The sequence below is a fragment of the Pseudomonas sp. Emmai genome, from assembly GCF_055179735.1.
In genome coordinates, this window is sequence record NZ_CM143685.1 from 1,237,970 (window position 1) to 1,263,618 (window position 25,649).

The 25,649-nt window shown below is 58.6% G+C and carries 22 protein-coding genes and 3 tRNA genes; 22 read left to right on the top strand and 3 right to left on the bottom strand.

Going from position 1 to position 25,649, the window contains the following annotated elements; translation table 11 throughout:
- Positions 1-97 precede the first annotated feature (97 nt).
- The 16 genes from rlmE to ACY4LX_RS05495 all read left to right on the top strand — a co-directional run bounded on the left by rlmE (position 98) and on the right by ACY4LX_RS05495 (position 15,651).
- Complete coding sequence (gene rlmE / locus ACY4LX_RS05420) at positions 98-727, top strand: 23S rRNA (uridine(2552)-2'-O)-methyltransferase RlmE (protein WP_020299918.1); 630 nt, start codon at positions 98-100, stop codon at positions 725-727.
- Positions 728-929: 202 nt separating this feature from the next.
- The gene (gene ftsH / locus ACY4LX_RS05425; RefSeq protein ID WP_149657643.1) at positions 930-2,843 is read left to right on the top strand and encodes an ATP-dependent zinc metalloprotease FtsH; all 1,914 of its coding nucleotides are present in this window, start codon (positions 930-932) and stop codon (positions 2,841-2,843) included.
- An 8-nt stretch (positions 2,844-2,851) separates the two neighbouring features.
- Positions 2,852-3,703, top strand: a complete 852-nt coding sequence (gene folP / locus ACY4LX_RS05430; protein WP_463259376.1) for a dihydropteroate synthase — start codon at positions 2,852-2,854, stop codon at positions 3,701-3,703.
- Positions 3,704-3,719: 16 nt separating this feature from the next.
- Positions 3,720-5,057 carry a phosphoglucosamine mutase gene (gene glmM, locus ACY4LX_RS05435; protein ID WP_149657641.1) on the top strand — a complete coding sequence of 446 codons (1,338 nt, stop codon included), beginning with the start codon at positions 3,720-3,722 and terminating at the stop codon, positions 5,055-5,057.
- A gap of 66 nt (positions 5,058-5,123) precedes the next feature.
- Positions 5,124-5,879 carry a triose-phosphate isomerase gene (gene tpiA / locus ACY4LX_RS05440; RefSeq protein WP_149657640.1) on the top strand — a complete coding sequence of 252 codons (756 nt, stop codon included), beginning with the start codon at positions 5,124-5,126 and terminating at the stop codon, positions 5,877-5,879.
- Between the two features lie 4 nt (positions 5,880-5,883).
- Positions 5,884-6,267, top strand: a complete 384-nt coding sequence (gene secG / locus ACY4LX_RS05445; RefSeq protein WP_017336473.1) for a preprotein translocase subunit SecG — start codon at positions 5,884-5,886, stop codon at positions 6,265-6,267.
- 22 nt (positions 6,268-6,289) lie between these two features.
- Positions 6,290-6,375 (top strand) — tRNA-Leu (locus ACY4LX_RS05450).
- Between the two features lie 96 nt (positions 6,376-6,471).
- Positions 6,472-6,548 (top strand) — tRNA-Met (locus ACY4LX_RS05455).
- Between the two features lie 138 nt (positions 6,549-6,686).
- On the top strand, positions 6,687-7,145 hold the full coding sequence (gene rimP / locus ACY4LX_RS05460) for a ribosome maturation factor RimP (RefSeq protein WP_149657639.1): 459 nt from the start codon (positions 6,687-6,689) through the stop codon (positions 7,143-7,145).
- Between the two features lie 47 nt (positions 7,146-7,192).
- Positions 7,193-8,674 (top strand): transcription termination factor NusA, encoded by a 1,482-nt coding sequence (gene nusA, locus ACY4LX_RS05465; RefSeq protein WP_008024459.1) that lies wholly within the window; start codon positions 7,193-7,195, stop codon positions 8,672-8,674.
- A 27-nt stretch (positions 8,675-8,701) separates the two neighbouring features.
- On the top strand, positions 8,702-11,227 hold the full coding sequence (gene infB / locus ACY4LX_RS05470) for a translation initiation factor IF-2 (protein WP_463259377.1): 2,526 nt from the start codon (positions 8,702-8,704) through the stop codon (positions 11,225-11,227).
- 159 nt (positions 11,228-11,386) lie between these two features.
- Positions 11,387-11,788, top strand: coding sequence for a 30S ribosome-binding factor RbfA (gene rbfA, locus ACY4LX_RS05475; protein WP_008149016.1), 402 nt, complete (start codon positions 11,387-11,389; stop codon positions 11,786-11,788).
- Between the two features lie 3 nt (positions 11,789-11,791).
- The gene (gene truB, locus ACY4LX_RS05480; RefSeq protein WP_123405159.1) at positions 11,792-12,709 is read left to right on the top strand and encodes a tRNA pseudouridine(55) synthase TruB; all 918 of its coding nucleotides are present in this window, start codon (positions 11,792-11,794) and stop codon (positions 12,707-12,709) included.
- Positions 12,710-12,870: 161 nt separating this feature from the next.
- Positions 12,871-13,140, top strand: a complete 270-nt coding sequence (gene rpsO, locus ACY4LX_RS05485) for a 30S ribosomal protein S15 (protein ID WP_003176135.1) — start codon at positions 12,871-12,873, stop codon at positions 13,138-13,140.
- Between the two features lie 194 nt (positions 13,141-13,334).
- Entirely contained in the window at positions 13,335-15,440 is a 2,106-nt protein-coding gene (gene pnp, locus ACY4LX_RS05490) for a polyribonucleotide nucleotidyltransferase (protein ID WP_046045794.1), read from the top strand.
- A 135-nt stretch (positions 15,441-15,575) separates the two neighbouring features.
- A tRNA-Thr gene (locus ACY4LX_RS05495) sits at positions 15,576-15,651 on the top strand.
- A gap of 9 nt (positions 15,652-15,660) precedes the next feature.
- On the opposite strand, the gene ACY4LX_RS05500 is transcribed toward ACY4LX_RS05495, so the two are convergent.
- The gene (locus ACY4LX_RS05500) at positions 15,661-16,503 is read right to left on the bottom strand and encodes a hypothetical protein (protein WP_463259378.1); all 843 of its coding nucleotides are present in this window, start codon (positions 16,501-16,503) and stop codon (positions 15,661-15,663) included.
- 138 nt (positions 16,504-16,641) lie between these two features.
- Here ACY4LX_RS05500 and ACY4LX_RS05505 point away from each other — a divergent pair, with 138 nt between their 5' ends.
- Positions 16,642-16,947, top strand: coding sequence for a DUF6388 family protein (locus ACY4LX_RS05505; RefSeq protein ID WP_463259379.1), 306 nt, complete (start codon positions 16,642-16,644; stop codon positions 16,945-16,947).
- 80 nt (positions 16,948-17,027) lie between these two features.
- Here the strand turns inward: ACY4LX_RS05505 and nadC are convergent, their stop codons facing one another.
- On the bottom strand, positions 17,028-17,876 hold the full coding sequence (gene nadC, locus ACY4LX_RS05510) for a carboxylating nicotinate-nucleotide diphosphorylase (protein ID WP_149657637.1): 849 nt from the start codon (positions 17,874-17,876) through the stop codon (positions 17,028-17,030).
- A 360-nt stretch (positions 17,877-18,236) separates the two neighbouring features.
- Here nadC and ACY4LX_RS05515 point away from each other — a divergent pair, with 360 nt between their 5' ends.
- The 5 genes from ACY4LX_RS05515 to ACY4LX_RS05535 all read left to right on the top strand — a co-directional run bounded on the left by ACY4LX_RS05515 (position 18,237) and on the right by ACY4LX_RS05535 (position 24,871).
- Complete coding sequence (locus ACY4LX_RS05515) at positions 18,237-20,447, top strand: DUF1631 domain-containing protein (protein ID WP_463259380.1); 2,211 nt, start codon at positions 18,237-18,239, stop codon at positions 20,445-20,447.
- A 64-nt stretch (positions 20,448-20,511) separates the two neighbouring features.
- Positions 20,512-21,072, top strand: coding sequence for a 1,6-anhydro-N-acetylmuramyl-L-alanine amidase AmpD (gene ampD / locus ACY4LX_RS05520; protein ID WP_463259381.1), 561 nt, complete (start codon positions 20,512-20,514; stop codon positions 21,070-21,072).
- Positions 21,069-21,905 (top strand): regulatory signaling modulator protein AmpE, encoded by an 837-nt coding sequence (gene ampE, locus ACY4LX_RS05525; RefSeq protein WP_149657634.1) that lies wholly within the window; start codon positions 21,069-21,071, stop codon positions 21,903-21,905. Before ampD ends, ampE begins: the two co-directional genes overlap by 4 nt.
- Positions 21,906-22,201: 296 nt before the next feature.
- Entirely contained in the window at positions 22,202-24,232 is a 2,031-nt protein-coding gene (locus tag ACY4LX_RS05530) for a methyl-accepting chemotaxis protein (protein WP_463259382.1), read from the top strand.
- Positions 24,233-24,481: 249 nt separating this feature from the next.
- The gene (locus tag ACY4LX_RS05535) at positions 24,482-24,871 is read left to right on the top strand and encodes a hypothetical protein (protein ID WP_463259383.1); all 390 of its coding nucleotides are present in this window, start codon (positions 24,482-24,484) and stop codon (positions 24,869-24,871) included.
- Here ACY4LX_RS05535 and ACY4LX_RS05540 read toward each other — a convergent pair whose 3' ends face one another.
- The gene (locus ACY4LX_RS05540) at positions 24,872-25,648 is read right to left on the bottom strand and encodes a TatD family hydrolase (RefSeq protein WP_463259384.1); all 777 of its coding nucleotides are present in this window, start codon (positions 25,646-25,648) and stop codon (positions 24,872-24,874) included. It lies immediately after the preceding gene.
- Between the last annotated feature and the right edge of the window lies 1 nt (position 25,649).

The window sequence follows — 25,649 nt, forward strand, 5'->3', positions numbered from 1 at the left end:
CCCTGCGTCTGATCTTGTAAAAAGCGGCGGCCAGTTTACCCGAGCGAGTCCGGGACCGCCCAGTTAATCACGACCCGTTTTATTTTCGAGGTGGCCCGTGGCCCGTTCCAAGACAAGCCTTAAGTGGCTGCAAAGACATGTCAATGATCCCTATGTGAAGCAGGCGCAGAAGGATGGTTACCGTTCGCGTGCGAGTTACAAGCTTCTGGAGGTCCAGGAGAAATACAAACTGATCCGTCCAGGTATGAGTGTTGTCGACCTGGGAGCGGCGCCCGGCGGCTGGTCGCAGGTCACTAGTCGGCTGATCGGTGGTCAGGGGCGTCTGATCGCCTCGGACATCCTGGAGATGGACAGCATTCCGGACGTGACTTTCATCCAGGGTGACTTCACCCGGGACGACGTGCTCGCTCAGATCCTTGAAGCCGTTGGTAATTCGCAGGTGGACCTTGTGATTTCCGATATGGCCCCCAATATGAGTGGTACGCCTGAAGTGGACATGCCGAAAGCCATGTTTCTCTGTGAGCTGGCTCTTGATCTGGCGGCTCGGATACTCAAACCGGGTGGTAATTTCGTGATCAAGGTGTTTCAGGGCGAAGGGTTTGATGCTTACGTGAAGGACGCTCGTCAGAAATTCGACAAGGTCCAGATGATCAAGCCGGACTCTTCCCGTGGCAGTTCCCGCGAGCAATACATGCTGGCTTGGGGCTACCGCGGCCGTAGTGAGTAAATCGAGGTTTTTTCGCGGGTCGATAGGATTTTCGTATTTCGCCCCGTGAGCATTAGCGAATATTGTGTAGAAAGTGTTTCACAAAGGGTTACAGACGGCGCCTGCCAGAGTCGTAGGTAATGTAGTAAGTTAGGCCGGTGAATATCATGCGAAGCGCGCGCCAGTAGCGGAGCTTGCTTCAGAGGGTAGTTAATTGAACGATATGGCAAAGAATCTGATCCTGTGGTTGATCATCGCGGCTGTCCTGGTGACGGTGATGAACAACTTCTCCAGCCCTAACGAGCCGCAGACCCTTAACTATTCCGACTTCATCCAGCAGGTCAAGGATGGCAAGGTCGAGCGCGTAGCCGTGGATGGCTATGTGATTACCGGCAAGCGCAACGATGGCGACAGCTTCAAGACCATTCGTCCGGCAATCCAGGATAATGGCCTGATCGGCGATCTTGTGGACAACCACGTTGTGGTCGAAGGCAAGCAGCCTGAGCAGCAAAGCATCTGGACTCAACTCCTGGTCGCAAGCTTCCCGATCCTGGTGATCATCGCCGTGTTCATGTTTTTCATGCGGCAGATGCAGGGCGGTGCCGGTGGCAAGGGCGGGCCGATGAGCTTCGGCAAGAGCAAGGCGCGTCTGCTTTCCGAAGATCAGGTAAAAACCACCCTGGGTGACGTTGCCGGTTGCGACGAAGCCAAGGAAGAAGTCGGCGAGTTGGTCGAGTTCCTGCGCGATCCGGGCAAGTTCCAGCGCCTCGGCGGCCGCATTCCTCGCGGCGTGCTGATGGTCGGTCCTCCGGGTACCGGTAAGACCTTGCTCGCCAAGGCAATTGCCGGCGAAGCCAAGGTGCCGTTCTTCACCATTTCCGGTTCCGATTTTGTTGAAATGTTTGTGGGTGTCGGCGCAAGCCGTGTTCGCGACATGTTCGAACAAGCCAAGAAACACGCGCCGTGCATCATCTTCATCGATGAAATCGACGCCGTCGGTCGCCACCGTGGTGCCGGCATGGGCGGCGGTCACGATGAGCGTGAGCAGACGCTCAACCAGTTGCTGGTTGAGATGGACGGCTTCGAAATGAATGACGGCATCATCGTCATTGCCGCCACCAACCGTCCGGATGTCCTCGACCCTGCATTGCTGCGTCCCGGCCGTTTCGACCGTCAGGTTGTGGTCGGCCTGCCGGACATTCGTGGTCGTGAGCAGATTCTCAAGGTCCACATGCGCAAAGTGCCAATGGGTGACGACGTCGCTCCAGCCGTGATCGCTCGTGGCACTCCTGGCTTCTCCGGTGCTGACTTGGCCAACCTGGTGAACGAAGCGTCGTTGTTCGCAGCCCGTACCGGCAAGCGCATCGTCGAGATGAAAGAGTTCGAACTGGCCAAAGACAAGATCATGATGGGCGCCGAGCGCAAATCGATGGTCATGTCCGAGAAAGAGAAGCAGAACACCGCTTACCACGAAGCTGGCCACGCAATCGTCGGTCGCGTCGTGCCTGAGCATGATCCGGTCTACAAGGTGTCGATCATTCCGCGCGGTCGTGCGCTGGGTGTGACCATGTTCCTGCCGGAAGAAGATCGCTACAGCCTGTCCAAGCGTGCACTGATCAGTCAGATCTGCTCGTTGTACGGTGGCCGTATCGCCGAAGAGATGACCCTGGGCTTTGACGGCGTTACAACGGGTGCTTCCAACGACATCATGCGTGCCAGCCAGATTGCACGGAACATGGTGACCAAGTGGGGTCTATCGGAAAAACTCGGTCCGTTGATGTACGCCGAAGAAGAGGGCGAAGTGTTCCTCGGTCGTGGCGGTGGCGGTCAGAGCGCAAGCTTCTCCGGTGAGACAGCCAAGCTGATTGACTCCGAAGTGCGCAGCATCATTGATCAGTGCTACGGCACGGCCAAGCAGATTCTCACGGATAACCGTGACAAGCTCGATGCTATGGCTGATGCCTTGATGAAGTACGAGACGATCGATGCTGACCAGATCGACGACATCATGGCCGGCCGTACGCCTCGCGAGCCACGCGATTGGTCGGGTGGTGGGGCAGGTTCCTCCGGAACACCTCCGGTGGCGCAGGATCCTCGTCCGGAAACACCGATCGGCGGTCCGGCTGCTGACGTTTAAGGTTTGAAATGACTTCTGTTCAGTCCCTGACCCGGTTGCCTTGCGGCAACCGGGTTCTTGATTTGGCCCATACGCATGTCATGGGCATTCTCAATGTCACTCCCGATTCCTTTTCCGACGGCGGCCGATACAGCCAGCTCGATGCGGCGCTGCGCCACGCTGAAGCGATGGTGGCGGCTGGCGCGACGCTGATTGATGTAGGTGGCGAATCGACTCGACCGGGCGCCAGGGCGGTATCGCCGCTTGAAGAGCTCGAACGTGTTGCGCCGATTGTCGAGCGCATCAATCGCGAGCTGGATGTGATTATCTCGGTCGATACTTCCACGCCGGCAGTCATGCGCGAAACCGCGCGACTGGGGGCAGGGTTGATCAATGACGTGCGCGCCTTGCGGCGTGATGGCGCCCTGGACGCAGCGGCGGCCACCGGTCTCCCGGTGTGTCTGATGCACATGCTCGGCGAGCCGGGCGATATGCAGGACAACCCGCAGTATCAGGACGTGACCAGAGAGGTTGGCGAGTTTCTCGTCGAGCGCATGGCGCAATGTGCGTCAGTGGGGATTCCGGCCGAGCGGATCATTCTTGATCCGGGTTTCGGTTTCGCAAAAAACCTGCAGCACAATCTAAGCTTGTTTAAACATATGGAGGCTCTCCATGCCTTGGGGCGGCCCCTGTTGGTCGGGGTTTCGCGAAAGAGCATGATTGGTCTGGCGTTGAATCGTCCGGTCGGAGAGCGCCTTTTTGGTGGTCTGGCGCTCGCAGCGCTGGCTTCGGTCAAGGGCGCGCGTATATTGCGCGTCCATGATGTGGCCGAAACAGTCGATGTGGTGCGAATGATCGCCGCAGTAGAATCAGCCGAATAAGAATGATGGGGCACTTATGACTAGGAAATACTTTGGTACCGACGGCATTCGTGGTCGGGTCGGGCAATATCCGATTACTCCAGACTTCATGCTCAAGCTCGGCTGGGCGGCTGGCATGGCGTTTCGCAAAATGGGCGCCTGCAAGGTGCTGGTAGGCAAGGACACGCGTATCTCCGGATACATGTTCGAGTCGGCGCTGGAAGCAGGGCTTACCTCCGCAGGCGCTGACGTAATGCTGCTGGGACCGATGCCGACGCCGGCCATCGCCTATCTGACGCGCACGTTCCATGCCGAAGCAGGCATCGTGATCAGTGCTTCGCACAATCCTCACGATGACAATGGCATCAAGTTTTTCTCCGGGAAAGGCACCAAGCTTCCGGACGAAGTCGAATTGATGATCGAGGAATTGCTCGACACCCCAATGACCGTGGTCGAGTCGAGCAAGATCGGCAAAGTGTCGCGCATCAACGACGCTTCGGGTCGTTACATTGAATTCTGCAAAAGCAGCGTCCCGACCGGCACCAGCTTCGCGGGCCTGAAGATCGTGATCGACTGCGCCCATGGCGCGGTCTACAAAGTGGCGCCTAGTGTGTTTCGTGAGCTGGGTGCCGATGTTGTCGTGCTGTCTGCCCAGCCAAACGGGCTGAACATCAACGACAATTGTGGTTCGACCCATATGGGACAGCTCCAGGCCGCCGTACTGGCCGAGCATGCCGATCTGGGTATCGCCTTCGACGGTGATGGCGATCGGGTCCTGATGGTCGATCACACGGGCGCTATCGTCGATGGTGACGAGTTGCTGTTCATCATTGCCCGCGATCTGCATGAGCGTGGCAAGTTGCAGGGCGGTGTGGTCGGCACATTGATGAGTAACCTGGGGCTGGAACTGGCCCTGGCGGATCTGGCGATTCCTTTCGTGCGTGCCAACGTTGGCGACCGTTACGTGATTGCAGACCTGCTTGAGCGCAATTGGTTGGTCGGTGGCGAAAACTCCGGGCACATCGTCTGCTTCAACCACACCACGACCGGTGACGCGATCATCGCTGCGTTGCAGGTGTTGATGGCGCTGAGAACGCGTTCCGAAGGGCTGGCTCAGGCGCGCCAGGCGTTGCGCAAGTGCCCGCAGGTGCTGATCAACGTCCGTTTCGGTGGTGGTGCGAGCCCTCTCGATCATCCGTCGGTCAAGGAGGCCAGTGAGCGTGTTACGCAAGCCATGGCGGGTCGCGGGCGCGTGCTGTTGCGCAAGTCAGGGACAGAGCCTCTGGTGCGGGTCATGGTCGAAGGCGAGGACGAAACACTGGTTCGTGGTTATGCCGAAGAGCTGGCAAAACTGGTTACTGAAGTTTCTGCCTGAATTCGGCTTGCCAGCCATGATTGTGTTGGGTAACATCTGCGCCCACTTTGACCGACGAGGTACAGCATGCGTCGCCCTATGGTAGCTGGTAACTGGAAGATGCACGGTACCCGCGCCAGCGTCGCTGAGCTGATCAAGGATCTGGGTAACCTGACCTTGCCGAGCGGTGTTGATGTAGCGGTATTCCCGTCTTTCTTGCATATCAATCAAGTGATTGATGGTCTGGAAGGCAAGTCGATCAAGGTCGGCGCGCAGAACGCTGCGGTGGAGCCCAAACAAGGTGCGTTGACCGGTGAAGTTGCGCCGAGTCAGCTGGCTGAAGAAGGTTGCTCACTGGTGCTAGTGGGCCACTCCGAACGTCGCCAGATTGTCGGCGAGAATGATGAAACACTCATTCGCAAGTTCGCAGCAGCGCAGGCATGCGGCTTGATTCCGGTGTTGTGCATAGGGGAAACCCTTGAGCAGCGCGAAGCCGGTAAAACTCTTGAGGTTGTCGGGCATCAGCTGGGCAGCGTCATCGAGAAGCTGGGTGTCGAAGTTTTTGCAAAGGCAGTAATCGCTTACGAGCCGGTCTGGGCCATTGGGACCGGGCTGACTGCTTCGCCGCAACAGGCGCAGGATGTGCATGCAGCCATTCGCGCTCAGTTGGCGGCAAAGAATTCTGAGGTCGCACAAGGTGTGCGGCTTCTATACGGCGGCAGCGTGAAGGCGGCCAATGCGGTCGAACTGTTCGGCATGCCGGATATCGATGGGGGGCTCATTGGTGGAGCTTCCCTGAATGCAGATGAGTTCGGTGCGATCTGTCGCGCCGCGGGAAACTGAAAAAATGCTGGAAACAGTCGTAGTCGTTTTTCATCTGCTGGGTGCATTGGGCGTAGTTGCTCTCGTATTGCTGCAGCAGGGTAAAGGTGCGGATGCTGGCGCGTCTTTCGGTGCAGGTGCTTCAAATACTGTGTTCGGAAGCCAAGGTTCCTCTACCTTTCTTAGTAAGTTTACTGCTATACTTGCCGCAGGTTTCTTCATAACCAGCTTAGGGTTAGGTTACTTTGCTAAAGAGAAAGCTCACCAGCTGACTCAAGTAGGTTTGCCAAACCCAGCAGTGTTGGAAGTTCCAAAGCAACAACCGGCTTCTGATGATGTCCCGGTGCTTCAAGAGCAAAAGTCGGCTACTCCAGCGACTGACGTGCCTCCAGCTCAAGAGCAAAAGTAAGAAGGGTTTCAAACGTAGTATTGCCGAGGTGGTGGAATTGGTAGACACGCAACCTTGAGGTGGTTGTGCCCATAGGGTGTAGGGGTTCGAGTCCCCTTCTCGGTACCAATTATCAGGAGAGCCCGCTGTTGCGGGCTTTCTTGTAGGTGGAAGGTTACATTGACCCTGTCAAGGATCGGTCGTATACTTCCGCCCCAGCTTTGTCGCGGGGTGGAGCAGTCTGGTAGCTCGTCGGGCTCATAACCCGAAGGTCGTCGGTTCAAATCCGGCCCCCGCAACCAGTTTAAGGAGCCCCTTTTAAGGGGCTTTTTGTTAGCTGGACACTTTCAACGCCGCTGTTCGACGGCGTTTCAAGGATGGGCGTTTCGCCCATTTTTTTATTTTGCATAGCATGCACATACATGCACGAGGGGGTTCAGGTGTCGAGCAAGCTAGAAGAGTTGCAGGCCTTGCTGGCCCCGGTGGTCGTGGCCCTAGGCTATGAATGCTGGGGTATTGAGTTTTCGGCTCAAGGTCGCCACTCAATGTTGCGCGTTTATATCGATAAAGAAGGCGGCGTGCTGGTGGACGACTGTGCCATCGTCAGCCGCCAAATCAGCGGTGTCCTGGATGTTGAAGATCCGATCGCCGTTGAGTACACCCTTGAAGTTTCCTCGCCTGGCATGGAACGCCCACTGTTCACTCTTGAGCAGTTTGCAAAATTTGCCGGTGAACAAGTGAAGATCAAGCTGCGCTCGCCTTTCGAAGGCCGACGCAACTTTCAGGGCCTTCTGCGCGGTGTAGAAGAGCAGGACGTCGTGGTGCAGGTGGAAGACCATGAGTTTCTGTTGCCGATCGATATGGTCGACAAGGCCAACATTATTCCCAGTTTTGACTGAGACGCGGATCCCGCGGATCCAATGGCTTGCGAAAGGCGAGGCGTACGATGAGCAAAGAAGTACTGCTGGTTGTTGAGTCGGTATCCAATGAAAAGGGCGTACCGGCAAACGTAATTTTTGAAGCGCTGGAGCTGGCTCTGGCCACTGCTACCAAGAAACGTTTCGAGGACGAAGTCGATCTGCGTGTGGAAATCAATCGCCACACCGGTGCTTACGAGACATTCCGTCGCTGGACGGTCGTCGAAGAAGCTGACCTGGATGATCCGGCCATCGAAACCTGGCCAAGCAAGGTTGCAGAAACGCATCCGGGTGCCCAGGTTGGTGATGTAGTCGAAGAAAAGATCGAATCCATCGAGTTCGGCCGTATCGCTGCACAGACTGCCAAGCAAGTCATCGTGCAGAAAGTTCGTGAAGCCGAGCGCGCACAGGTTGTTGACGCATATCGCGAGCGCCTGGGTGAAATCATCTCCGGCACCGTGAAGAAAGTGACCCGCGACAACGTGATCGTCGATCTGGGAAACAACGCTGAAGCGTTGCTGGCCCGTGAAGACATCATTTCTCGCGAAACCTTCCGGGTTGGCGTGCGTTTGCGTGCGCTGCTCAAGGAAATCCGTACCGAGAATCGCGGCCCGCAACTGATCCTGTCGCGTACCGCACCGGAAATGCTGATCGAGTTGTTCCGCATCGAAGTGCCGGAAATCGCTGAAGGCCTGATCGAAGTAATGGCTGCGTCCCGCGACCCGGGTTCGCGCGCCAAGATCGCGGTCCGCTCCAAGGACAAACGTATTGATCCGCAAGGCGCTTGCATCGGTATGCGCGGTTCGCGCGTCCAGGCAGTGTCGGGCGAGTTGGGCGGCGAGCGTGTGGACATCGTCCTGTGGGACGATAACCCGGCGCAGTTCGTGATCAATGCAATGTCGCCAGCTGAAGTGGCGGCAATTATCGTTGACGAAGATGCCCATGCAATGGACATCGCCGTTGGCGCAGACAATCTGGCTCAGGCCATCGGTCGCGGTGGTCAGAACGTACGTTTGGCTAGCCAGTTGACTGGCTGGACCCTGAACGTGATGACCGAATCGGACATCCAGGCTAAGCAGCAAGCAGAAACCGGCGACATCCTGCGCAACTTCATCGACGAGCTGGAAGTCGACGAAGACCTGGCGCAAGTGCTGGTAGATGAAGGCTTCACCAGCCTGGAAGAGATTGCCTACGTACCGTTGGAAGAAATGCTCAACATCGACGGCTTTGACGAAGAAACCGTCAACGAGCTTCGCGCTCGCGCCAAGGATCGTTTGTTGACCAAAGCCATCGCTACTGAGGAAAAGCTGGCAGACGCCCATCCGGCCGAAGACCTGCTCTCGCTTGAGGGTATGGACAAGGATTTGGCGATGGAACTGGCGGTGCGCGGCGTAATTACCCGCGAAGACCTGGCCGAGCAGTCTATTGACGACCTGCTCGACATCGACGGCATTGACGATGATCGTGCCGGCAAGTTGATCATGGCCGCCCGAGCCCACTGGTTCGAGTAATTAGGCGCGGCCTGAGGAGAGAAGTGCATGACGCAAGTCACGGTGAAACAACTGGCCGATGAGGTCAAAACACCGGTAGAGCGCCTGTTGCAGCAGATGCGTGAGGCAGGTCTGCCGCACACCGCCGCCGAAGAACATGTGACTGACAGTGAGAAGCAATCTTTGCTGACTCACTTGAAAAGCAGCCACAAGGCGAAAGTGGAAGAACCACGCAAGATCACGCTGCAGCGTAAAACCACCAGCACCCTGCGTGTTGCTGGCAGCAAAAGCATCAGCGTTGAAGTCCGTAAAAAGAAAGTTTTCGTACAGCGCAGCCCGGAAGAAATCGAAGCCGAGCGCAAACGCGAACTGGATGAACGTCGCGCAGTAGAAAATGCTGCCCGTCAGAAGGCTGAAGAAGAAGCCAAGCGTCGCGCCGAAGAAGAAGCACGCCGCCAGCCTGCTACCGCGCAAAACGCTACTAACGATGCTGTCGGAGCGCCTGCTGCGGTTGCCGAGCCAGTTCGCGAAAGCGCACCGGTTGTGGCGGCTGCACCGGCTCCTTCGGCCGATCGCAAGCCGAACGATCAGCGTCGTCCGGACAAACCACGTGCCGACGATAACAATCGTCGTAGCGGCGGTGGCGATGGCGAGCGCAAAAACGCTCCGCATCGTGCTTCGGTCAAAGAGAAAGCGCCTGCTCCACGTGTTGCGCCACGTACTACCGACGAAGAAAGCGATGGCTTCCGTCGTGGTGGTCGCGGTAAGGCCAAGCTGAAGAAACGCAACGCCCACGGTTTCCAGAGCCCAACCGGCCCTGTCGTGCGTGATGTGCAAATCGGCGAGACCATCACTGTTGGCGATCTCGCGAATCAGATGTCGGTCAAGGCTGCTGAAATCATCAAGTTCATGTTCAAACTGGGTACTCCAGCGACGATCAACCAGGTACTGGATCAGGAAACTGCCCAACTGGTTGCCGAAGAGCTGGGCCACAAAGTGACCCTGGTCAGCGACACCGCCCTGGAAGATTCCCTGGCCGAGTCCCTGAAGTTTGAAGGTGAGACGTTCTCCCGTGCACCGGTTGTGACCGTAATGGGCCACGTCGACCACGGTAAGACCTCGCTGCTCGACTACATCCGTCGTGCCAAGGTAGCTGCTGGCGAAGCCGGCGGTATCACCCAGCACATCGGTGCGTACCACGTTGAAACTGATCGCGGCATGGTCACTTTCCTCGATACCCCGGGTCACGCTGCGTTTACCGCAATGCGTGCTCGTGGTGCCAAGGCGACTGACATCGTGATCCTGGTCGTTGCAGCGGACGACGGCGTAATGCCGCAGACCATTGAAGCGGTCCAGCACGCCAAGGCTGCCGGTGTTCCTCTGGTAGTGGCTGTGAACAAAATCGACAAGCCGGGCGCCGATCTCGATCGCATCCGTAGCGAACTGTCGGTTCACGGCGTGACTTCGGAAGAGTGGGGCGGCGACACCCCGTTCGTATCGGTTTCGGCGAAAGTCGGTACTGGCGTGGACGAGTTGCTCGAAGCTGTTCTGCTGCAAGCCGAAGTTCTGGAACTGAAGGCAACACCTTCGGCTCCTGGCCGTGGTGTTGTGGTTGAATCGCGTCTCGACAAGGGCCGTGGCCCGGTGGCTACCGTGCTGGTTCAAGACGGTACCCTGCGCCAAGGCGACATGGTCCTGGTCGGTTCGAACTACGGCCGTGTACGTGCCATGCTCGACGAGAACGGCAAGCCAATCAAAGAAGCCGGTCCTTCCATCCCTGTCGAGATCCTCGGCCTGGACGGTACCCCGGACGCTGGCGACGAGATGAGCGTGCTGTCGGACGAGAAGAAAGCCCGTGAAGTGGCTCTGTTCCGTCAAGGCAAGTTCCGCGAAGTCAAACTGGCTCGTGCTCACGCTGGCAAGCTGGAAAACATCTTCGAAAACATGGGCCAGGCAGAGAAGAAGACGCTTAACATCGTCCTCAAATCTGACGTTCGTGGTTCGCTGGAAGCGTTGAACGGTGCCTTGAACGGCCTGGGTAACGACGAAGTGCAAGTGCGTGTTGTGGGTGGCGGCGTCGGTGGTATCACCGAGTCCGACGCTAACCTGGCACTGGCCTCCAACGCTGTACTGTTCGGCTTCAACGTGCGTGCCGATGCTGGCGCTCGCAAGATCGTCGAGCAGGAAGGCCTGGATATGCGTTACTACAACGTGATCTACGACATCATCGAAGACGTCAAGAAAGCCCTCACCGGTATGCTGGGCAGCGATGTTCGCGAGAACATCCTGGGTACCGCTGAAGTGCGTGACGTGTTCCGTTCGCCGAAGTTTGGCGCGATCGCCGGTTGCATGGTTATCGAAGGTGTTGTTCACCGTAACCGTCCAATCCGTGTACTGCGTGAAGACATCGTTATCTTCGAAGGCGAGCTGGAATCCCTGCGCCGCTTCAAGGATGACGCTTCCGAAGTACGTGCCGGCATGGAATGCGGTATTGGCGTCAAGAGCTACAACGACGTCAAAGCTGGCGACAAGATCGAAGTTTACGAGAAGGTTCAGGTTGCTCGCAGCCTCTAACTCGCGCACTTCAAGGGCCACGGCGAGCCGCCGCATGCAAGTGCGCGGCACGGCGTCAGGACTCTAAACGCAACGCCCGGTCTGGCTTTTGTCAGGCCGGGCGTTTGCCGCTTTCAGACCCCACGGGTTTCACCGTGTGGCAGTAACAGGTAACAAGACATGGCAAAAGAATACAGCCGTACCCAACGTATCGGCGATCAGATGCAGCGTGAGCTGGCACAGCTGATCCGTCGTGAAGTCAAAGACCCGCGCGTCGGCCTGGTCACCATTACCGCTGTTGAAGTCAGCCGTGACGTCGGTCACGCCAAGATCTTCATCACCGTGATGGGCCAGGACAACGCCGAAGACATCGCACAAAGCATCAAAGTGCTCAACTCCGCCGCCGGCTTCCTGCGCATGCAGTTGGCTCGCGAAATGAAGTTGCGCAGCGTTCCGCAGTTGCACTTCCACTACGACGAAAGCGTCGTGCGTGGCGCGCACCTGTCGGCCCTGATCGAACGTGCGGTGGCTGAAGACAATCAGCACCCGGTTGCGGCTGAAGCCGAAGACACCAAGGAGTAATCGGTGGCTCAGGTCAAACGTATCCGTCGTAACGTCAGCGGCATCATCCTGCTCGACAAGCCGCTGGGGTTTACCTCCAACGCGGCGTTGCAGAAGGTTCGCTGGTTGCTGAACGCCGAGAAAGCCGGGCACACCGGCAGTCTCGATCCGCTGGCCACCGGCGTGTTGCCGTTGTGCTTCGGTGAAGCCACCAAGTTCTCGCAGTATCTGCTCGATTCCGACAAGGCTTATGAAACCCTGGCGCAACTGGGCAAGACCACCACCACGGCGGATGCCGAGGGTGAGGTTTTGCAGGAGCGCCCGGTGACCGTTGGTCGCGCCGATGTCGAAGCTGTTTTACCCGGTTTTCGCGGGCAAATCAGTCAGATACCGCCGATGTACTCGGCGCTCAAGCGTGATGGCCAGCCGCTGTACAAGCTGGCCCGTGCAGGCGAAGTAGTGGAGCGCGAACCGCGTTCTGTTACTATTGCGCGCTTGGAATTGCTGGCCTTTGAGGGTGATACTGCGCGCCTTGCAGTGGATTGCAGCAAAGGCACCTATATCCGCACCCTGGTGGAGGATATCGGTGAGCAACTCGGTTGTGGCGCTTACGTTGCTGAATTGCGACGTACCCAGGCCGGGCCTTTCACGCTGGCGCAGACGGTCACGCTTGAAGAGTTGGAAGCGGTACATGCCGAAGGCGGCAACGAAGCGGTCGACCGTTTCCTGATGCCATCGGACAGCGGCTTGCTGGATTGGCCGCTGTTGCAGTTCTCGGAGCACAGCTCGTTCTACTGGCTCAACGGCCAACCGGTACGAGCCCCGGATGCACCGAAATTCGGCATGGTACGGGTACAGGATCACAACGGTCGCTTCATCGGTATCGGTGAAGTGAGCGAAGACGGGCGCATCGCGCCGCGTCGACTGATTCGGTCAGAATGACCGGAACCAGTTTGGTGTAAAAGCGCAGTAGCTTTTGCACAAACTGGGACGAGGGTGGCTGTTAGCAGGCACGGTCACTACTCATTTTTAGATACAGGGATTTGTCCCTGGCCTGTTGAAGCTGTTTCTCTGAAACAGTTTCCTGATAAAAGGATTGCCTCATGGCTCTCGACGTTCAAGAAAAAGCTCAAATCGTAGCTGACTACCAGCAAGCTGTTGGTGACACTGGTTCGCCAGAAGTGCAAGTTGCACTGCTGACCCACAACATCAACAAGCTGCAAGGTCACTTCAAGGCCAACGGTAAAGATCACCACTCCCGTCGTGGTCTGATCCGCATGGTAAACCAGCGTCGTAAGCTGCTGGACTACCTGAAAGGCAAGGATCTGGGTCGTTATCAGGCTCTGATCGGTCGCCTGGGTCTGCGTCGCTAATAAGCGATTGCGCTAGAGGTTGGTTGTCTGCCGTGTGCCAGTGGGTTTCCCGCGGGTGCATGGCAGGCTCCCAGCCTCAAGTTTTATCTGGATACACGTTTTACCCTGGACAGGCGTTGGGCCGATTCCCGACATTGCCCAAGAATTTCGCAAGAAGACAAGTTCCCCAAGAGCCACAAAGAAGGTAGGACACCGTGAACCCGGTAATCAAAAAATTCCAGTTCGGTCAGTCGACCGTTACCCTCGAGACTGGCCGTATCGCCCGTCAGGCCTCCGGCGCAGTATTGGTCACCGTTGACGACGACGTCAGCGTGTTGGTGACTGTCGTTGGTGCCAAGCAAGCCGATCCAGGCAAGGGCTTCTTCCCTCTGTCCGTTCACTACCAGGAAAAGACTTACGCTGCCGGTAAGATCCCTGGCGGTTTCTTCAAGCGCGAAGGCCGTCCTTCCGAGAAAGAAACCCTGACTTCCCGACTGATCGACCGTCCGATCCGTCCGCTGTTCCCAGAAGGCTTCATGAACGAAGTGCAGGTTGTCTGCACCGTCGTTTCCACCAGCAAGAAGACCGATCCGGACATCGCTGCGATGATCGGTACCTCGGCTGCCCTGGCGATCTCCGGCATTCCTTTCGATGGCCCGATCGGCTGTGCACGCGTTGCGTTCCACGAAAGCACTGGCTACCTGCTGAACCCGACTTACGAACAACAGAAAGCTTCGAGCCTGGACATGGTCGTTGCCGGTACGTCGGAAGCCGTGTTGATGGTTGAATCGGAAGCCAAAGAGCTGACCGAAGACCAGATGCTGGGCGCGGTACTGTTTGCTCACGACGAGTTCCAGGTTGTGATCAACGCCGTTAAAGAACTGGCCGCTGAAGCTGCCAAGCCAACCTGGACCTGGACTCCACAGCCTGAAGCCACCGCTCTGCTGGGCGCGATCCGTGCCGAGTTCGGCGACGCGATCTCCCAGGCTTACACCATCACCATCAAGGCCGACCGTTACGCTCGCCTGGGTGAGCTGAAAGACCAGGTCGTTGCCAAGCTGTCCGGTGAAGAAGGCCAGCCTTCTTCCAGCGAAGTGAAAGCAGCGTTTGGCGAAATCGAATACCGCACCGTTCGCGAAAACATCGTCAACGGCAAGCCACGTATCGACGGCCGCGACACCAAGACCGTACGTCCTCTGAACATCGAAGTCGGTGTTCTGCCCAAGACCCACGGTTCGGCGCTGTTCACCCGTGGCGAAACCCAGGCTCTGGTCGTTGCAACACTGGGCACCGCCCGTGACGCGCAACTGCTGGACACCCTGGAAGGCGAGAAAAAAGACCCGTTCATGCTGCACTACAACTTCCCTCCGTTCTCGGTAGGTGAGTGTGGCCGCATGGGTGGCGCTGGTCGTCGCGAAATCGGTCACGGCCGTCTGGCCCGTCGTTCGATTGCAGCCATGCTGCCTGCTGCCGACGTGTTCCCATACACCATTCGTGTTGTGTCGGAAATCACCGAGTCCAACGGTTCGAGCTCCATGGCTTCGGTCTGCGGCGCTTCCCTGGCCCTGATGGACGCTGGTGTTCCGATGAAGGCACCGGTTGCCGGTATCGCCATGGGTCTGGTTAAAGAAGGCGAGAAGTTCGCCATCCTGACCGACATCCTGGGTGACGAAGACCACCTCGGCGACATGGACTTCAAAGTAGCGGGTACTGCCAAAGGTGTTACCGCGCTGCAGATGGACATCAAGATCAAAGGCATCACCGAAGAGATCATGGAAATCGCTCTGGGCCAAGCCCTGGAAGCGCGCCTGAACATCCTCGGTCAGATGAACCAGATCATTGGTCAGTCCCGCACCGAGCTGTCGGAAAATGCTCCGACCATGATCGCGATGAAAATCGACACCGACAAAATCCGTGATGTCATCGGTAAAGGCGGCGCGACCATTCGTGCGATCTGTGAAGAGACCAAGGCTTCGATCGACATCGAAGACGACGGCTCGATCAAGATCTTCGGCGAAACCAAGGAAGCGGCTGAAGCAGCACGTCAGCGCGTTCTGGGCATCACCGCAGAAGCTGAAATCGGCAAGATCTACGTCGGTAAGGTTGAGCGCATCGTCGACTTCGGCGCATTCGTCAACATCCTGCCGGGCAAGGACGGTCTGGTTCACATCTCCATGTTGAGCGACGCTCGCGTTGAGAAAGTGACCGACATCCTGAAAGAAGGCCAGGAAGTGGAAGTACTGGTACTGGACGTGGACAACCGCGGCCGTATCAAGCTGTCCATCAAAGACGTAGCAGCAGCCAAGGCGTCGGGCGTTTAATCACCCCCGCCTGACCGCTTCAACGTTATAAAAAAGGCCCCGCAGTGAAAACTGCGGGGCCTTTTTTTGTCTGCGATAAACCGAGGTGGAGCTTGCGGTTGCGACTCGCGAAAGCTGTGCTAGGTTTAGCTCACCGCCCGTGTAGCTCAGCCGGTAGAGCAGCGCACTCGTAACGCGAAGGTCGCAGGTTCGATTCCTGTCTCGGGCACCATTGCCGCTGTTATTTCACTTTTCGGCTCAGGTCTTCGACCGTGCGTTTGAGCTGATCCAGTTGATTGTCCTGATCGCTGACTTCCCGCTTCAGGTTGGACAGGTCGCTGGAGCTTGAGCTGGAACTCGAGCCGGCGCTGCGCTTGAGGTCTTCCACCTGGCTGGCGAGCTTCTTCAGGTCGTTGTCCTGATCGCTGACAGTGCGCTTGAGGTTGGACACCTCGCTTGAGCTGGAACTGGAGCTTGAACCGGTGTTGCGCTTGAACTCCTCCATCTGACTGGCGAGTTTCTTCAGGTCTTTATCCTGTTCCTCGACAGTGCGCTTGAGGTTGGATATTTCATTGCTGCTCGAGCCGGTGCTGGTGCCGGTGTTGCGTCTGAGTTCTTCGATGAGGCGCGCTTGTTCGCTGACGGTGGTCTTCAGTTTGTCGATTTCAGCCGTATTGGTTTTAACTGTGCCTTGTAACTTTTCCACCTCGCTGATTTCCAGATTGGTTTTGACCAGTACGGTCTTGCCATAGGAAGTGTGGGTGGCAGTGAGCGTGTCGTTAAACGATGGGTTGTCGGAGCTGAGCTCGATAGCTTGAGCCGTACTGGCCAGTGCCAGGTTGCCGAGCAGCAGGGCAGCCATGCCGGTTGCAAACAGGGTAGACGAAAGCTTTGGGAAATTGCGCATCACCTGAGTTCCTTGTGAAGTGCCTATATGGCACATCGCTATGACTTCGATTTTCGAAACATGTTCCTGAGGGGGCGCAAAAATGACGTGGCCGGGGAGGGCATCCGGTTTTTTGTAGATTTGATGTAAACATGCATATAAATCGTCAGCCAAAGGTCCTATATTCGGAACTTGCATGAGCACCACCGAGCTGTTTTCAGATGATCCCGAATGGTTCTGAAGGCCAGACAAACCGGGCTTTACGCGGTTTTTTGCGTCAGAGAGATCCTTGATGATCCAGATCCATCTTCCATTCCTAAGATCAGCGAGAACCCCATGACCGTTAAAGAATTGACCCAAGAAGCCAGACACGAAGAAGCGCTGAAGAAGTACTTGCTGGAATCGCCCCAGCTCGCCCAAGAGATCAAGGACTTGCCCGCCGACGATCAGAAAGACCAGATCCAGTGGGCGTTCGAGGATGAAGCGGAATCCCAGGGCTTGCAGCCGTGGGAACTGACGCTCAAGTACACCTCGAGCCCGGAAGAATTCGAGGCGGCGCGCCTGGTGCTGCACAAGGAGGCGGCCGAAGTGTTGGGCGTCGAATGGGAAGAGTACTGCGAGATGAATAATCTGGTGGTTTAAAGGCAGCTTCAAGTTTCAAGCGGCGAGCTACAAGTAAAAGCAGAACTGCTTGAAGCTTGTAACTTGCCGCTTGGAGCTGCTCAGAGGCTGAGCCGCATCGACAGGTCGACAGCCTTCACATCCTTGGTCATCGCACCAATCGAAATGTAATCCACACCGGTTTCGGCAATCGGTAGCAAGGTGCTTTCGTTGATCCCGCCGCTGGCCTCCAGTTTGGCCTGGCCGTTGTTCAGGCGTACTGCTTCACGCATGTCATCCAGGCTCAGTTCGTCGAGCATGATGATGTCGGCACCGGCCGCCAGGGCCTCTTTGAGCTCATCCAGGCTTTCCACTTCGATTTCCACGGGCTTGCCCGGGGCAATCTTGTGCGCGGCCTTGATGGCTTCAGCGACACCGCCGCAGGCTGCGATATGGTTTTCCTTGATCAGGAACGCGTCATACAGGCCGATGCGGTGGTTATGGCAGCCGCCGCAGGTCACGGCGTACTTCTGCGCCAGGCGCAGCCCCGGCAGGGTTTTGCGGGTGTCGAGCAGCTTCACCTGAGTTTCGGCGACGAAATCCGCCAGAAACTGCGCGCGAGTCGCCACGCCGGACAGCAGTTGCAGGAAGTTCAGCGCGCAGCGCTCGCCCGTCAGCAGCGAGCGCGCCGGGCCTTCGAGGTGGAACAGCGCCTGATTGGGTTTCACCCGTTCGCCATCGCGCACTTGCCAGTGCACCGCCACCCGCGGGTCCAATTGCCGAAAGACGGCATCCACCCACGCGGTGCCGGCAATGACGGCCGCGTCGCGGGTGATGATGGTGGCTTTGGCCAGGCGTTCGGCCGGGATCAGTTGCGCGGTGATGTCGCCGCTGCCGATGTCTTCGAGCAGCGCGCGACGCACGTTGGCTTCGATTTCGGCGGTCAAATCGGCGAGGCGTAGATTCGGCATAACGGGCTCCACAAACAAAGTGGCCCGATTATAGGGCCATGGCGCAGGCCAACCCAAGGCATGCCGAGTGCCCGGATCGCTCTGAAACCTGCATTTGGTCGATTCGCGTGAGCATAGGCGGCAAAACCGGGGTCTGTCCTGTACGTCTATTTCGTTGTGAAGCAAAGAGTCTGCTGGCACAAGCGGCGTGTTTTGCCGATAATCCGCCTTGCATTTGACGTCATAGCTTTGACGTCTCGTTGGGTCCCCGATTATTGAATGACAGCGGGTGGGCAGTGTTCCCCGTTGAGCGCCGGCTGTGAGGCCGGCGCAGTCGATCTTTCTTACCGAACCGAAGACTCACCGTTTCAGGAGGCTTGGATGCACAACGACGGGAATGTAGTGCCTTTGCACAAGGCGGCTACCGACCAGGCGACTCACTCGCCGCTCGCCCGCCTGCCTGTGATTCTGCTTCAGGTTCGCGACAAGGCTGCGCAACAGCTCAGGCATGGTTTGCAGGCGCTGTTCGATAACGCCGACGACACCCTGTTCGAAATGGCCGATCGGGCCCGCAATGACGTCGAACAGAACATCTTCTTCGAAGCCATGCGCGACTTGCGCCTCAAGCGCAAAAGCATCGAGCGCGGGTTTCTTGAGCAATTCTTCGAGGCATTCATCAGCCTCACCCAATACGACGTCACGCAGTCCACCCTGTCCCAGGCCATGGCGTTCGATGCCAGCGCAACGCTGCCCCAGGATGACCTGGAGCGCAACGTGGCGGTCGAGGCGATGGTCAGCAAAGTGCTGAGCCGCGAAGGTTTTGCCCTCGATCAACTGACCACCCGGCTCAGCGTGTTGTTGGGCAAGGAATTGCTCGAACAGCACAACCCGCTGGGCCCGGCGATGCTATGCGAGTATTTCCTCCAGGCCGGGCGCAACCTGGGCGTGGAGATCAAGGTCAAGTTGATCATCCTCAAGCTATTCGAGCGCTACGTGCTCAGCGGCGCCGATCAGCTCTACAGCGAAGCCAATCAACTGTTGATCGCCACTGGCGTGCTGCCCGAACTCAAGCCAGCCCCGGCCAGACGTGCCGCTGATCGCGCGGCGGCCAGTGTGCAGGCCGAACCCGTCGAGACGGTTGCCAGATCCGGCAGCACGCACATTGATGACAGCGTGCAAGAAGTCTTCGCCGCGTTGCAGGAGCTGTTGTTTCACGTGCGCGGCAGTGTCGCGCCAACCCTCGAAGCCAGCACCCCGGCCCAGCCGATCTCCACCCGCGACCTGCTGCGCCTGCTCTCGCATTTGCAGCAATACGTCCCGACCCTGGCGGCTCAGGACGACTTCGACCTGCGCAACCAGCTCGAACAACTGCTGACCCGGGTCAGCGTCAAGAGCGGCAAGTCGCGGGTGGTCGGTGTCGCCGATGAAGACGTGATCAACCTGATCGCGATGCTCTTCGAATGCATCCTCGATGACCGCAACCTGCCGGATTCCCTCAAGGCGCTGATCGGGCGCTTGCAGATTCCGATGCTGAAAATCGCCGTGCTCGACAAGAGCTTCTTCAGCCGCAGCAGCCATCCGGCGCGGCGCCTGCTCAATGAAATCGCCGCCGCAGCCATGGGCTGGGGCGAGTGCGACGATCATGCGCGGGACACGCTGTACTTGCGCATCGAACAAGTGGTGCAGCGGTTGTTGAACGATTTTGTCGATGACCCGGCGATTTTCTCCGAGTTGCTGGCGGACTTTCTGGCGTTTACCAGTGACGAGCGCCGCCGTAGTGAGTTGCTGGAGCAACGCACCCGCGATGCCGAGGAAGGTCGGGCCAAGACCGAACTGGCGCGTCAGCGGGTCGAGCAAGCATTGAATGACGCGCTGTTGGGCAAGCTGCTGCCCCAAGGGGTAGTGGCGTTCGTGCAAGAGGCCTGGAGCAAGGTACTGTTGCTGACCTGCCTCAAGCACGGCGATCAGTCCGCCGAATGGCATGCCGACGTGCAGACCATGGCGCAGTTGATCTGGAGCGTGCAGCGCCACGACGAAGCCGATGCCAGCCTGCGCCTGCTGTCGCTGGTGCCGGGGTTGCTCAAGTCGCTGCGCGATGGTTTGAGCAGCTCGGCGTTCGATCCGTTTGCCACCAGCGAATTCTTCGCTGAACTGGAAGCCTTGCACGTGCAACTGTTCGAGCGGCCGTCCCAGGAGCCGGCGTCTTCGAGCGATACGCCGGTGATGGTCGAAGTGGTCGAGGAAATCGTCTTGCGCAATGCCGATGAAGGTCCGGTCGAAACGGCTTCGGTGCGTTTACCGGCGGACGATGTCGGGCTGCTCCAGGTCGATCAATTGCGCGTGGGCAGTTGGGTGGAATTTCAGGAAGACGAAGAAAACACCCTGCGCTGCAAACTGGCGGCGATCATCGATGCCACCGGCAAATACATCTTCGTCAACCGCACCGGCATGAAGGTGCTGGAGCGCAGCCGCACCGGGCTGGCCCTGGAGTTTCACCGGGGCGCGGTGCGTGCGCTGGACGATACGCTGCTGTTCGATCGGGCCCTGGAATCGGTGATTGGCAACTTGCGGCGCCTCAATCACGCCAAGTGATCGCGTACCGAGGGTCTATCGCGGCATACTGGGCGCCAACACGGTCGTCGTTGAAGGAACCTGTATGCAGTTGGACCCCGCGAGCGGTTGGTGCCAGGGCGTAAATATTTGCCCCTCGCCCAACTTCAATGCGCGCCCCTCGGATGAAATCTCCCTGCTGGTGATTCACAACATCAGCCTGCCGCCGGCGCAGTTCGCCACCGGCAAGGTGCAGGAATTTTTCCAGAATCGTCTGGATGTCACGGAGCATCCCTACTTTGAAGGGATCGCTGACCTGCGGGTGTCTGCGCACTTTCTGATCGAGCGTGACGGCACGGTTACTCAGTTTGTCTCCTGTCTTGAGCGCGCCTGGCATGCCGGCATCTCGAATTTCGAAGGGCGAGAAGTCTGTAACGACTTTTCCGTGGGCATCGAACTTGAAGGCACAGATGATCTGCCGTTCACCGATGCGCAATACCAGGCCTTGACGGCCCTGACCCGACAGCTGCAAAACGCTTTTACCGGCATCACTGCACAGCGTATTTGCGGGCATAGCGACATCGCCCCCGGGCGCAAGACCGATCCGGGACTGGCGTTCGACTGGGCACGCTATCGCGCCGCTTTGGCTAAAGAGGAACAACAATGAGTTTTCTGGTGTTGCTGCTGGCGGTCTGGATCGAGAAGTTCTCGGCCCTGCGCCATCGGGTTCAACGTGATGGCGGTTGGGTGCGCGAGCTGCACAAGCTGGAAGCCAGCCCGCGCCTGAAGGACCGTTCGTGGCTGGTGTTGGTGCTGTTGGTGTTGTTGCCGGTGGCGCTGCTCGGTTTGCTGCTGGTGGTGCTGGAACCCGTGGCCTATGGCTTGCTGGCCCTGCCGGTGCACCTGTTGGTGGTGATTTACAGTTTGGGTCGCGGCGATCTGCTGGGCGAACTCGGGCCGTTTCGCGACGCCTGGCGCCGGGAAGACCTGCAAGCCGCCGCGCATGTGGCCAATCGCGATCTGAATATCTGCGCCGACAGTGGCGAGCAACTTCTGGAGCGCGTGCAGGCCCATCTGCTGTGGCAGGCCTACCAGAGCTTTTTTGCGGTGATTTTCTGGTACTTCCTGCTGGGCCCGGTGGCGGCGCTGAGTTATCGCTTGCTGGCGCTGGCTGAAGAACATGGGCAGAACCCGGCGGTGGTCGAGCGCGCCGCACAACTGCGCCACGCCTTCGATTGGGTGCCGGTGCGGCTGCTGGCGGCAAGTTTTGCCCTGGTCGGCAACTTTGTCGCGGTCGGTCGGGTGATGCTGCACGAACTGCTGAACTGGAACATCACGGCCGCGCAATTGATCGAAAAGGTCGGACTGGTAGCGGGTGAGATTCCGGCGCCGGTGGTTGGGCCAGATGGCATCAACAGTCTGGATCGTATCTGGGAACTGCTGCTGCGTGCGGCGGTGCTTTGGTATGCCGGGTTTGCGTTGTGGACGGTGTTGCCTTAGGCCTCCAAAGATCATTGTGGCGAGGGAGCTTGCTCCCGCTGGGGTGCGAAGCACCCCCAATACCTGCCAAGGTGATTGATCAGGAAAATCTTGCCCGATTGCTTTGCGACTGCTTCGCAGCCGCGCGGGAGCAAGCTCCCTCGTCACAAAGTCCTCATCAGGCCCATCCTGCCGTTAACCTTAAGTTACAAAACCCCCCTCCGATTTGAGCTATACAGAGATAGCGCCCAATAGTGGCTATCTGCTGTATCTGTGCGCCTGCCAATAAAAATAAGAAATCCAAGGGAGACTTCACAGTGAAGAGCTTGCTCTATCCCGCTGTCGCGCTGATGAACCGCCTGAGTTTCGGCATGAAGTTCAGCCTGATCAGCGTGCTGTTCCTGGTGCCGATGCTGGTGACCAACTTCTACCTGGTGCGCGATTCCTATCGCGAATTCCAGGGCACCCGCGTCGAACTGCAAAGCCTCGACCTGCTGGGCAGCAGCCTGACCCTGCGCCGGGATCTGGAAACCCTGAACAACCTGGTGCAGATCAACGTCACCCTCGGTCAGTCCGGCAAGGCCGGCGATGTCGAGACCAAGATCAGCGCCCTGGAGCAAAGCGTGCTCGCCCGCTTGCAAGGGCTGACGGCGATGAGCACCGACCCGGAACAGGTCACGGTCTTCGAGGGCAAACGCGATGAAATGATTGCCGCGTTCAAGGTCCAGCAAGCGGAAAACTCCCTGCAAAGCAAAAGTGCGCTGATCGGCAAGTTGCTGGGCAATGCGCAGATTTTCAGCCAGATCATCACCAGTCAGGCCGGCCTGAGTCGCGACAACCAGAGCGACATGCGCCAGCTCAGCGAACTGATCACCAACGTCACCCCGCCGGTCACGCAGATTCTCGGCGAAGGCCGGGCCATGGGCTCGCTGTCCCTGGGGCAGGGCTTTCTCAATTCGGCATCGAGTACGCGCTTCGACGAGCTGCTGGCGCAGATCGAAAAGCTTCAGGCTGAATACGGGCTGAAGCTGCACGACGCGTTGGGCTCCAGCAAAGCCGCTAACGAATCCCTGGCCGCCCAGGCCGAGAGCAGCAAGGCGTCGCTGAAAAAGGCCAGCGAGCTGTTCGAAGAACAAGTGGTGATGGCCGACACCCTCGATGCACCGTGGCAGGGTTTTTACGATCAGGTCACCGGCCTGATGGACCACACCTACCAGCTCAATGAAGCGACCCTGAAGTTTCTCGGCACTCAGTTGCAACAGCGCCTGGAGCAGAACCGCACGCACATGGTGATGCAGGCCGTGGCGCTGTCGGTGGTGTTTGTCTTGATCTTCTACCTCTACGGCGGTTTCTACGCCTCGACCCGCACCACCCTCAAGCGCCTGGGCGCGATGATGGACCGAGTGGCGGCCGGCGACATGACCATCACCTTCAGCGCCAACAGCCGCGATGAACTGGGCGAGTTGGGTGAGGTGTTCAACGGCACGGTGAAGAAAATCCATGACTTGATCGAGCGGGTCGGCCAGACCGTCGGCGAAGTCGAGCGCCAGGCCGGGCAAGTGGAAAGCGTTTCCGCCCAGAGCAACCAGGCCGTGGCCGGGCAGCGCAGCCAGATCGAACAGGTCGCCACGGCCATGAACCAGATGTCGGCCACCTCCCTGGAAGTGGCGCGCAGTGCCGCGGCGGCGGTCAGCAGCGCCCACAGTGTCAACGACGAAACCCTCAGCGGTCGCGGGTTGGTGGAGTCCCAGCAGGGCAGCATTGCGGCGCTGGCCACTGAGATCGATCAATCGGTGCTGGTGATCAATCAACTGGCCATCGACAGCCAGTCCATCAGTCGGGTGCTGGACGTGATCAAAAGCATCGCCGAGCAGACCAACCTGTTGGCGCTCAACGCGGCCATTGAAGCGGCGCGGGCGGGGGAGCAGGGCCGTGGTTTCGCGGTGGTGGCGGACGAGGTCCGGACCTTGGCCAAGCGCACCCAGCAATCGACCGAAGAAATCGAACAGATGATCGCCAAGCTTCACGGCGGGGTCGGCGCGGCGGTGAAGGCCATGGGCGTCAGCCATCAAATGGCTAACGGCACGGTGGGACAATCGGAAAAGGTCCAACAGGCCCTGGAAAATATCCTCGGCGCTGTGGGAATGATCGTCGACCAGAACCAGCAGATCGCCGCCGCCGTGGAACAACAAACCGCCGTGGCCCACGACATCGACCAGAACATCGTCGAAATCAACCGCGCCGGCGAGCGCACGGCCGAAGGTGCGCATCAGACCGAGCATGCCAGCCGGGCGTTGTCGGCGCAGGTGGTGGAGTTGAAACAATTGATCAGCGCGTTCCGGGTCTGATCAACACCACCAATCCCCTGTCGGAGCAAAGCTTGCTCGCGAAAGCGGCCGTACAGTCAACGTTGATGTTGGCTGACACACCGCCTTCGCGAGCAAGCTTTGCTCCTACAGGGGTTGGTGTTGTGTGAGCAGTCTGTAGGACGTATTACCTTTCCCGGTGCGGTGTTTCCTGATTTCCCGCGGGTGCTGGTTTTTGGTCTTCAATAGAGGAAGATCCATGTCTCTAACCTGCCCTGAGGAAGCCCGGTTATGTCCGCCGCCACGCTTGGAATCCTGGGCCGCTGCGCCCATTGCCAGCGCACCCTGTTGCTTGAACCCTGGCAACTCAACGCCATCGCGATCGACGAAACGTTTACCTGTTCTCACTGCGAGAAGGCCCTGCAACTGCGCGACCCCAAGCAGATCAAGCGCTTCAAGTCGCTCGATTCCCTGGCCTGGTTGCGGGCGAGCACGCTGATCATGGTCTGCACTGCGTTGTTGGTGGCGCTGGTGATGGAGTGGGTCGGGTTGCTCAGCGTCGTGGAACAGCTGAATTTTTCGCTGTTGGCGATTCTCGTCTACTTCGGCGTCGTCCGGTTTGCCCGGCATCGGCAACACATCACGCTGACGCTGGAGGCTGCCAAGGCCCACGTCGACTGACTACCAGTTGAACAACTCGCAGGCATTCGCCGTACTGGCGGCCGCCAGGTGTTCGGGGCTGATCGCCATGATCTGCGCCAGCGCCGTACAGATCGCCGGCAAGTGCGCCGGGCTGTTGCGCTGGCCGGGGAACATGGCGGGCGCCATGTCCGGGGAGTCGGTTTCCAGCACCACTGAATCCAGCGGCAGTTGGGCCAATACGCGGTGCATACGCAAGGCCTGCGGCCAGGTCGCGGCGCCACCCAGGCCGAGTTTGAAACCGAGCTTGATGTATTCCCGCGCTTCTTCCTGACTGCCAGCGAAGGCGTGGATGATCCCCGCGCGCTTCAGGCGAAAGCGTTTGAGCGTGGCAATCACGGCGGCATGGCTGCGGCGCACGTGGATCAGCGCCGGCAGATTGAAATCCACCGCCAGTTGCAACTGCGCGTCGAACAGCGCCTGCTGCCGTTCGCGATCGAGGGTTTCGATGAAATAATCCAGGCCGATTTCGCCCACCGCGCACAGCTGTCGATGGCCGGCCAACCGCGTCAGCCAGTCGCCAAGCGCCGTCAAATCCTCGGGGCGGTGATCGTCCAGATACACCGGATGCAGCCCGAACGCCGCGTGCAGATCGGGATCGCTCTGCACCAGATCCCAGACCCGCTGCCAATTGCCCTGAAAAACCCCCAACACCACCATCCGCCGCACCCCCAGGGCACGGCTTTCGGCCAGCAACGCCGTGCGGTCGGCGTCGAAGTCCGGGAAGTCCAGATGAGTGTGGCTGTCGATCAGCTCCACG

Bases quoted from the DNA above. Each gene is read 5' to 3' on its own strand.
- ftsH (WP_149657643.1), top strand. From the start codon at position 930: ATGGCAAAGAATCTGATCCTGTGGTTGATCATCGCGGCTGTCCTGGTG.
- folP (WP_463259376.1), top strand. From the start codon at position 2,852: ATGACTTCTGTTCAGTCCCTGACCCGGTTGCCTTGCGGCAACCGGGTT.
- glmM (WP_149657641.1), top strand. From the start codon at position 3,720: ATGACTAGGAAATACTTTGGTACCGACGGCATTCGTGGTCGGGTCGGG.
- tpiA (WP_149657640.1), top strand. From the start codon at position 5,124: ATGCGTCGCCCTATGGTAGCTGGTAACTGGAAGATGCACGGTACCCGC.
- secG (WP_017336473.1), top strand. From the start codon at position 5,884: ATGCTGGAAACAGTCGTAGTCGTTTTTCATCTGCTGGGTGCATTGGGC.
- nusA (WP_008024459.1), top strand. From the start codon at position 7,193: ATGAGCAAAGAAGTACTGCTGGTTGTTGAGTCGGTATCCAATGAAAAG.
- infB (WP_463259377.1), top strand. From the start codon at position 8,702: ATGACGCAAGTCACGGTGAAACAACTGGCCGATGAGGTCAAAACACCG.
- rbfA (WP_008149016.1), top strand. From the start codon at position 11,387: ATGGCAAAAGAATACAGCCGTACCCAACGTATCGGCGATCAGATGCAG.
- rpsO (WP_003176135.1), top strand. From the start codon at position 12,871: ATGGCTCTCGACGTTCAAGAAAAAGCTCAAATCGTAGCTGACTACCAG.
- ACY4LX_RS05500 (WP_463259378.1), bottom strand. From the start codon at position 16,503: ATGCAAGTTCCGAATATAGGACCTTTGGCTGACGATTTATATGCATGT.
- ACY4LX_RS05505 (WP_463259379.1), top strand. From the start codon at position 16,642: ATGACCGTTAAAGAATTGACCCAAGAAGCCAGACACGAAGAAGCGCTG.
- nadC (WP_149657637.1), bottom strand. From the start codon at position 17,876: ATGCCGAATCTACGCCTCGCCGATTTGACCGCCGAAATCGAAGCCAAC.
- ACY4LX_RS05515 (WP_463259380.1), top strand. From the start codon at position 18,237: ATGCACAACGACGGGAATGTAGTGCCTTTGCACAAGGCGGCTACCGAC.
- ampD (WP_463259381.1), top strand. From the start codon at position 20,512: ATGCAGTTGGACCCCGCGAGCGGTTGGTGCCAGGGCGTAAATATTTGC.
- ampE (WP_149657634.1), top strand. From the start codon at position 21,069: ATGAGTTTTCTGGTGTTGCTGCTGGCGGTCTGGATCGAGAAGTTCTCG.
- ACY4LX_RS05535 (WP_463259383.1), top strand. From the start codon at position 24,482: ATGTCCGCCGCCACGCTTGGAATCCTGGGCCGCTGCGCCCATTGCCAG.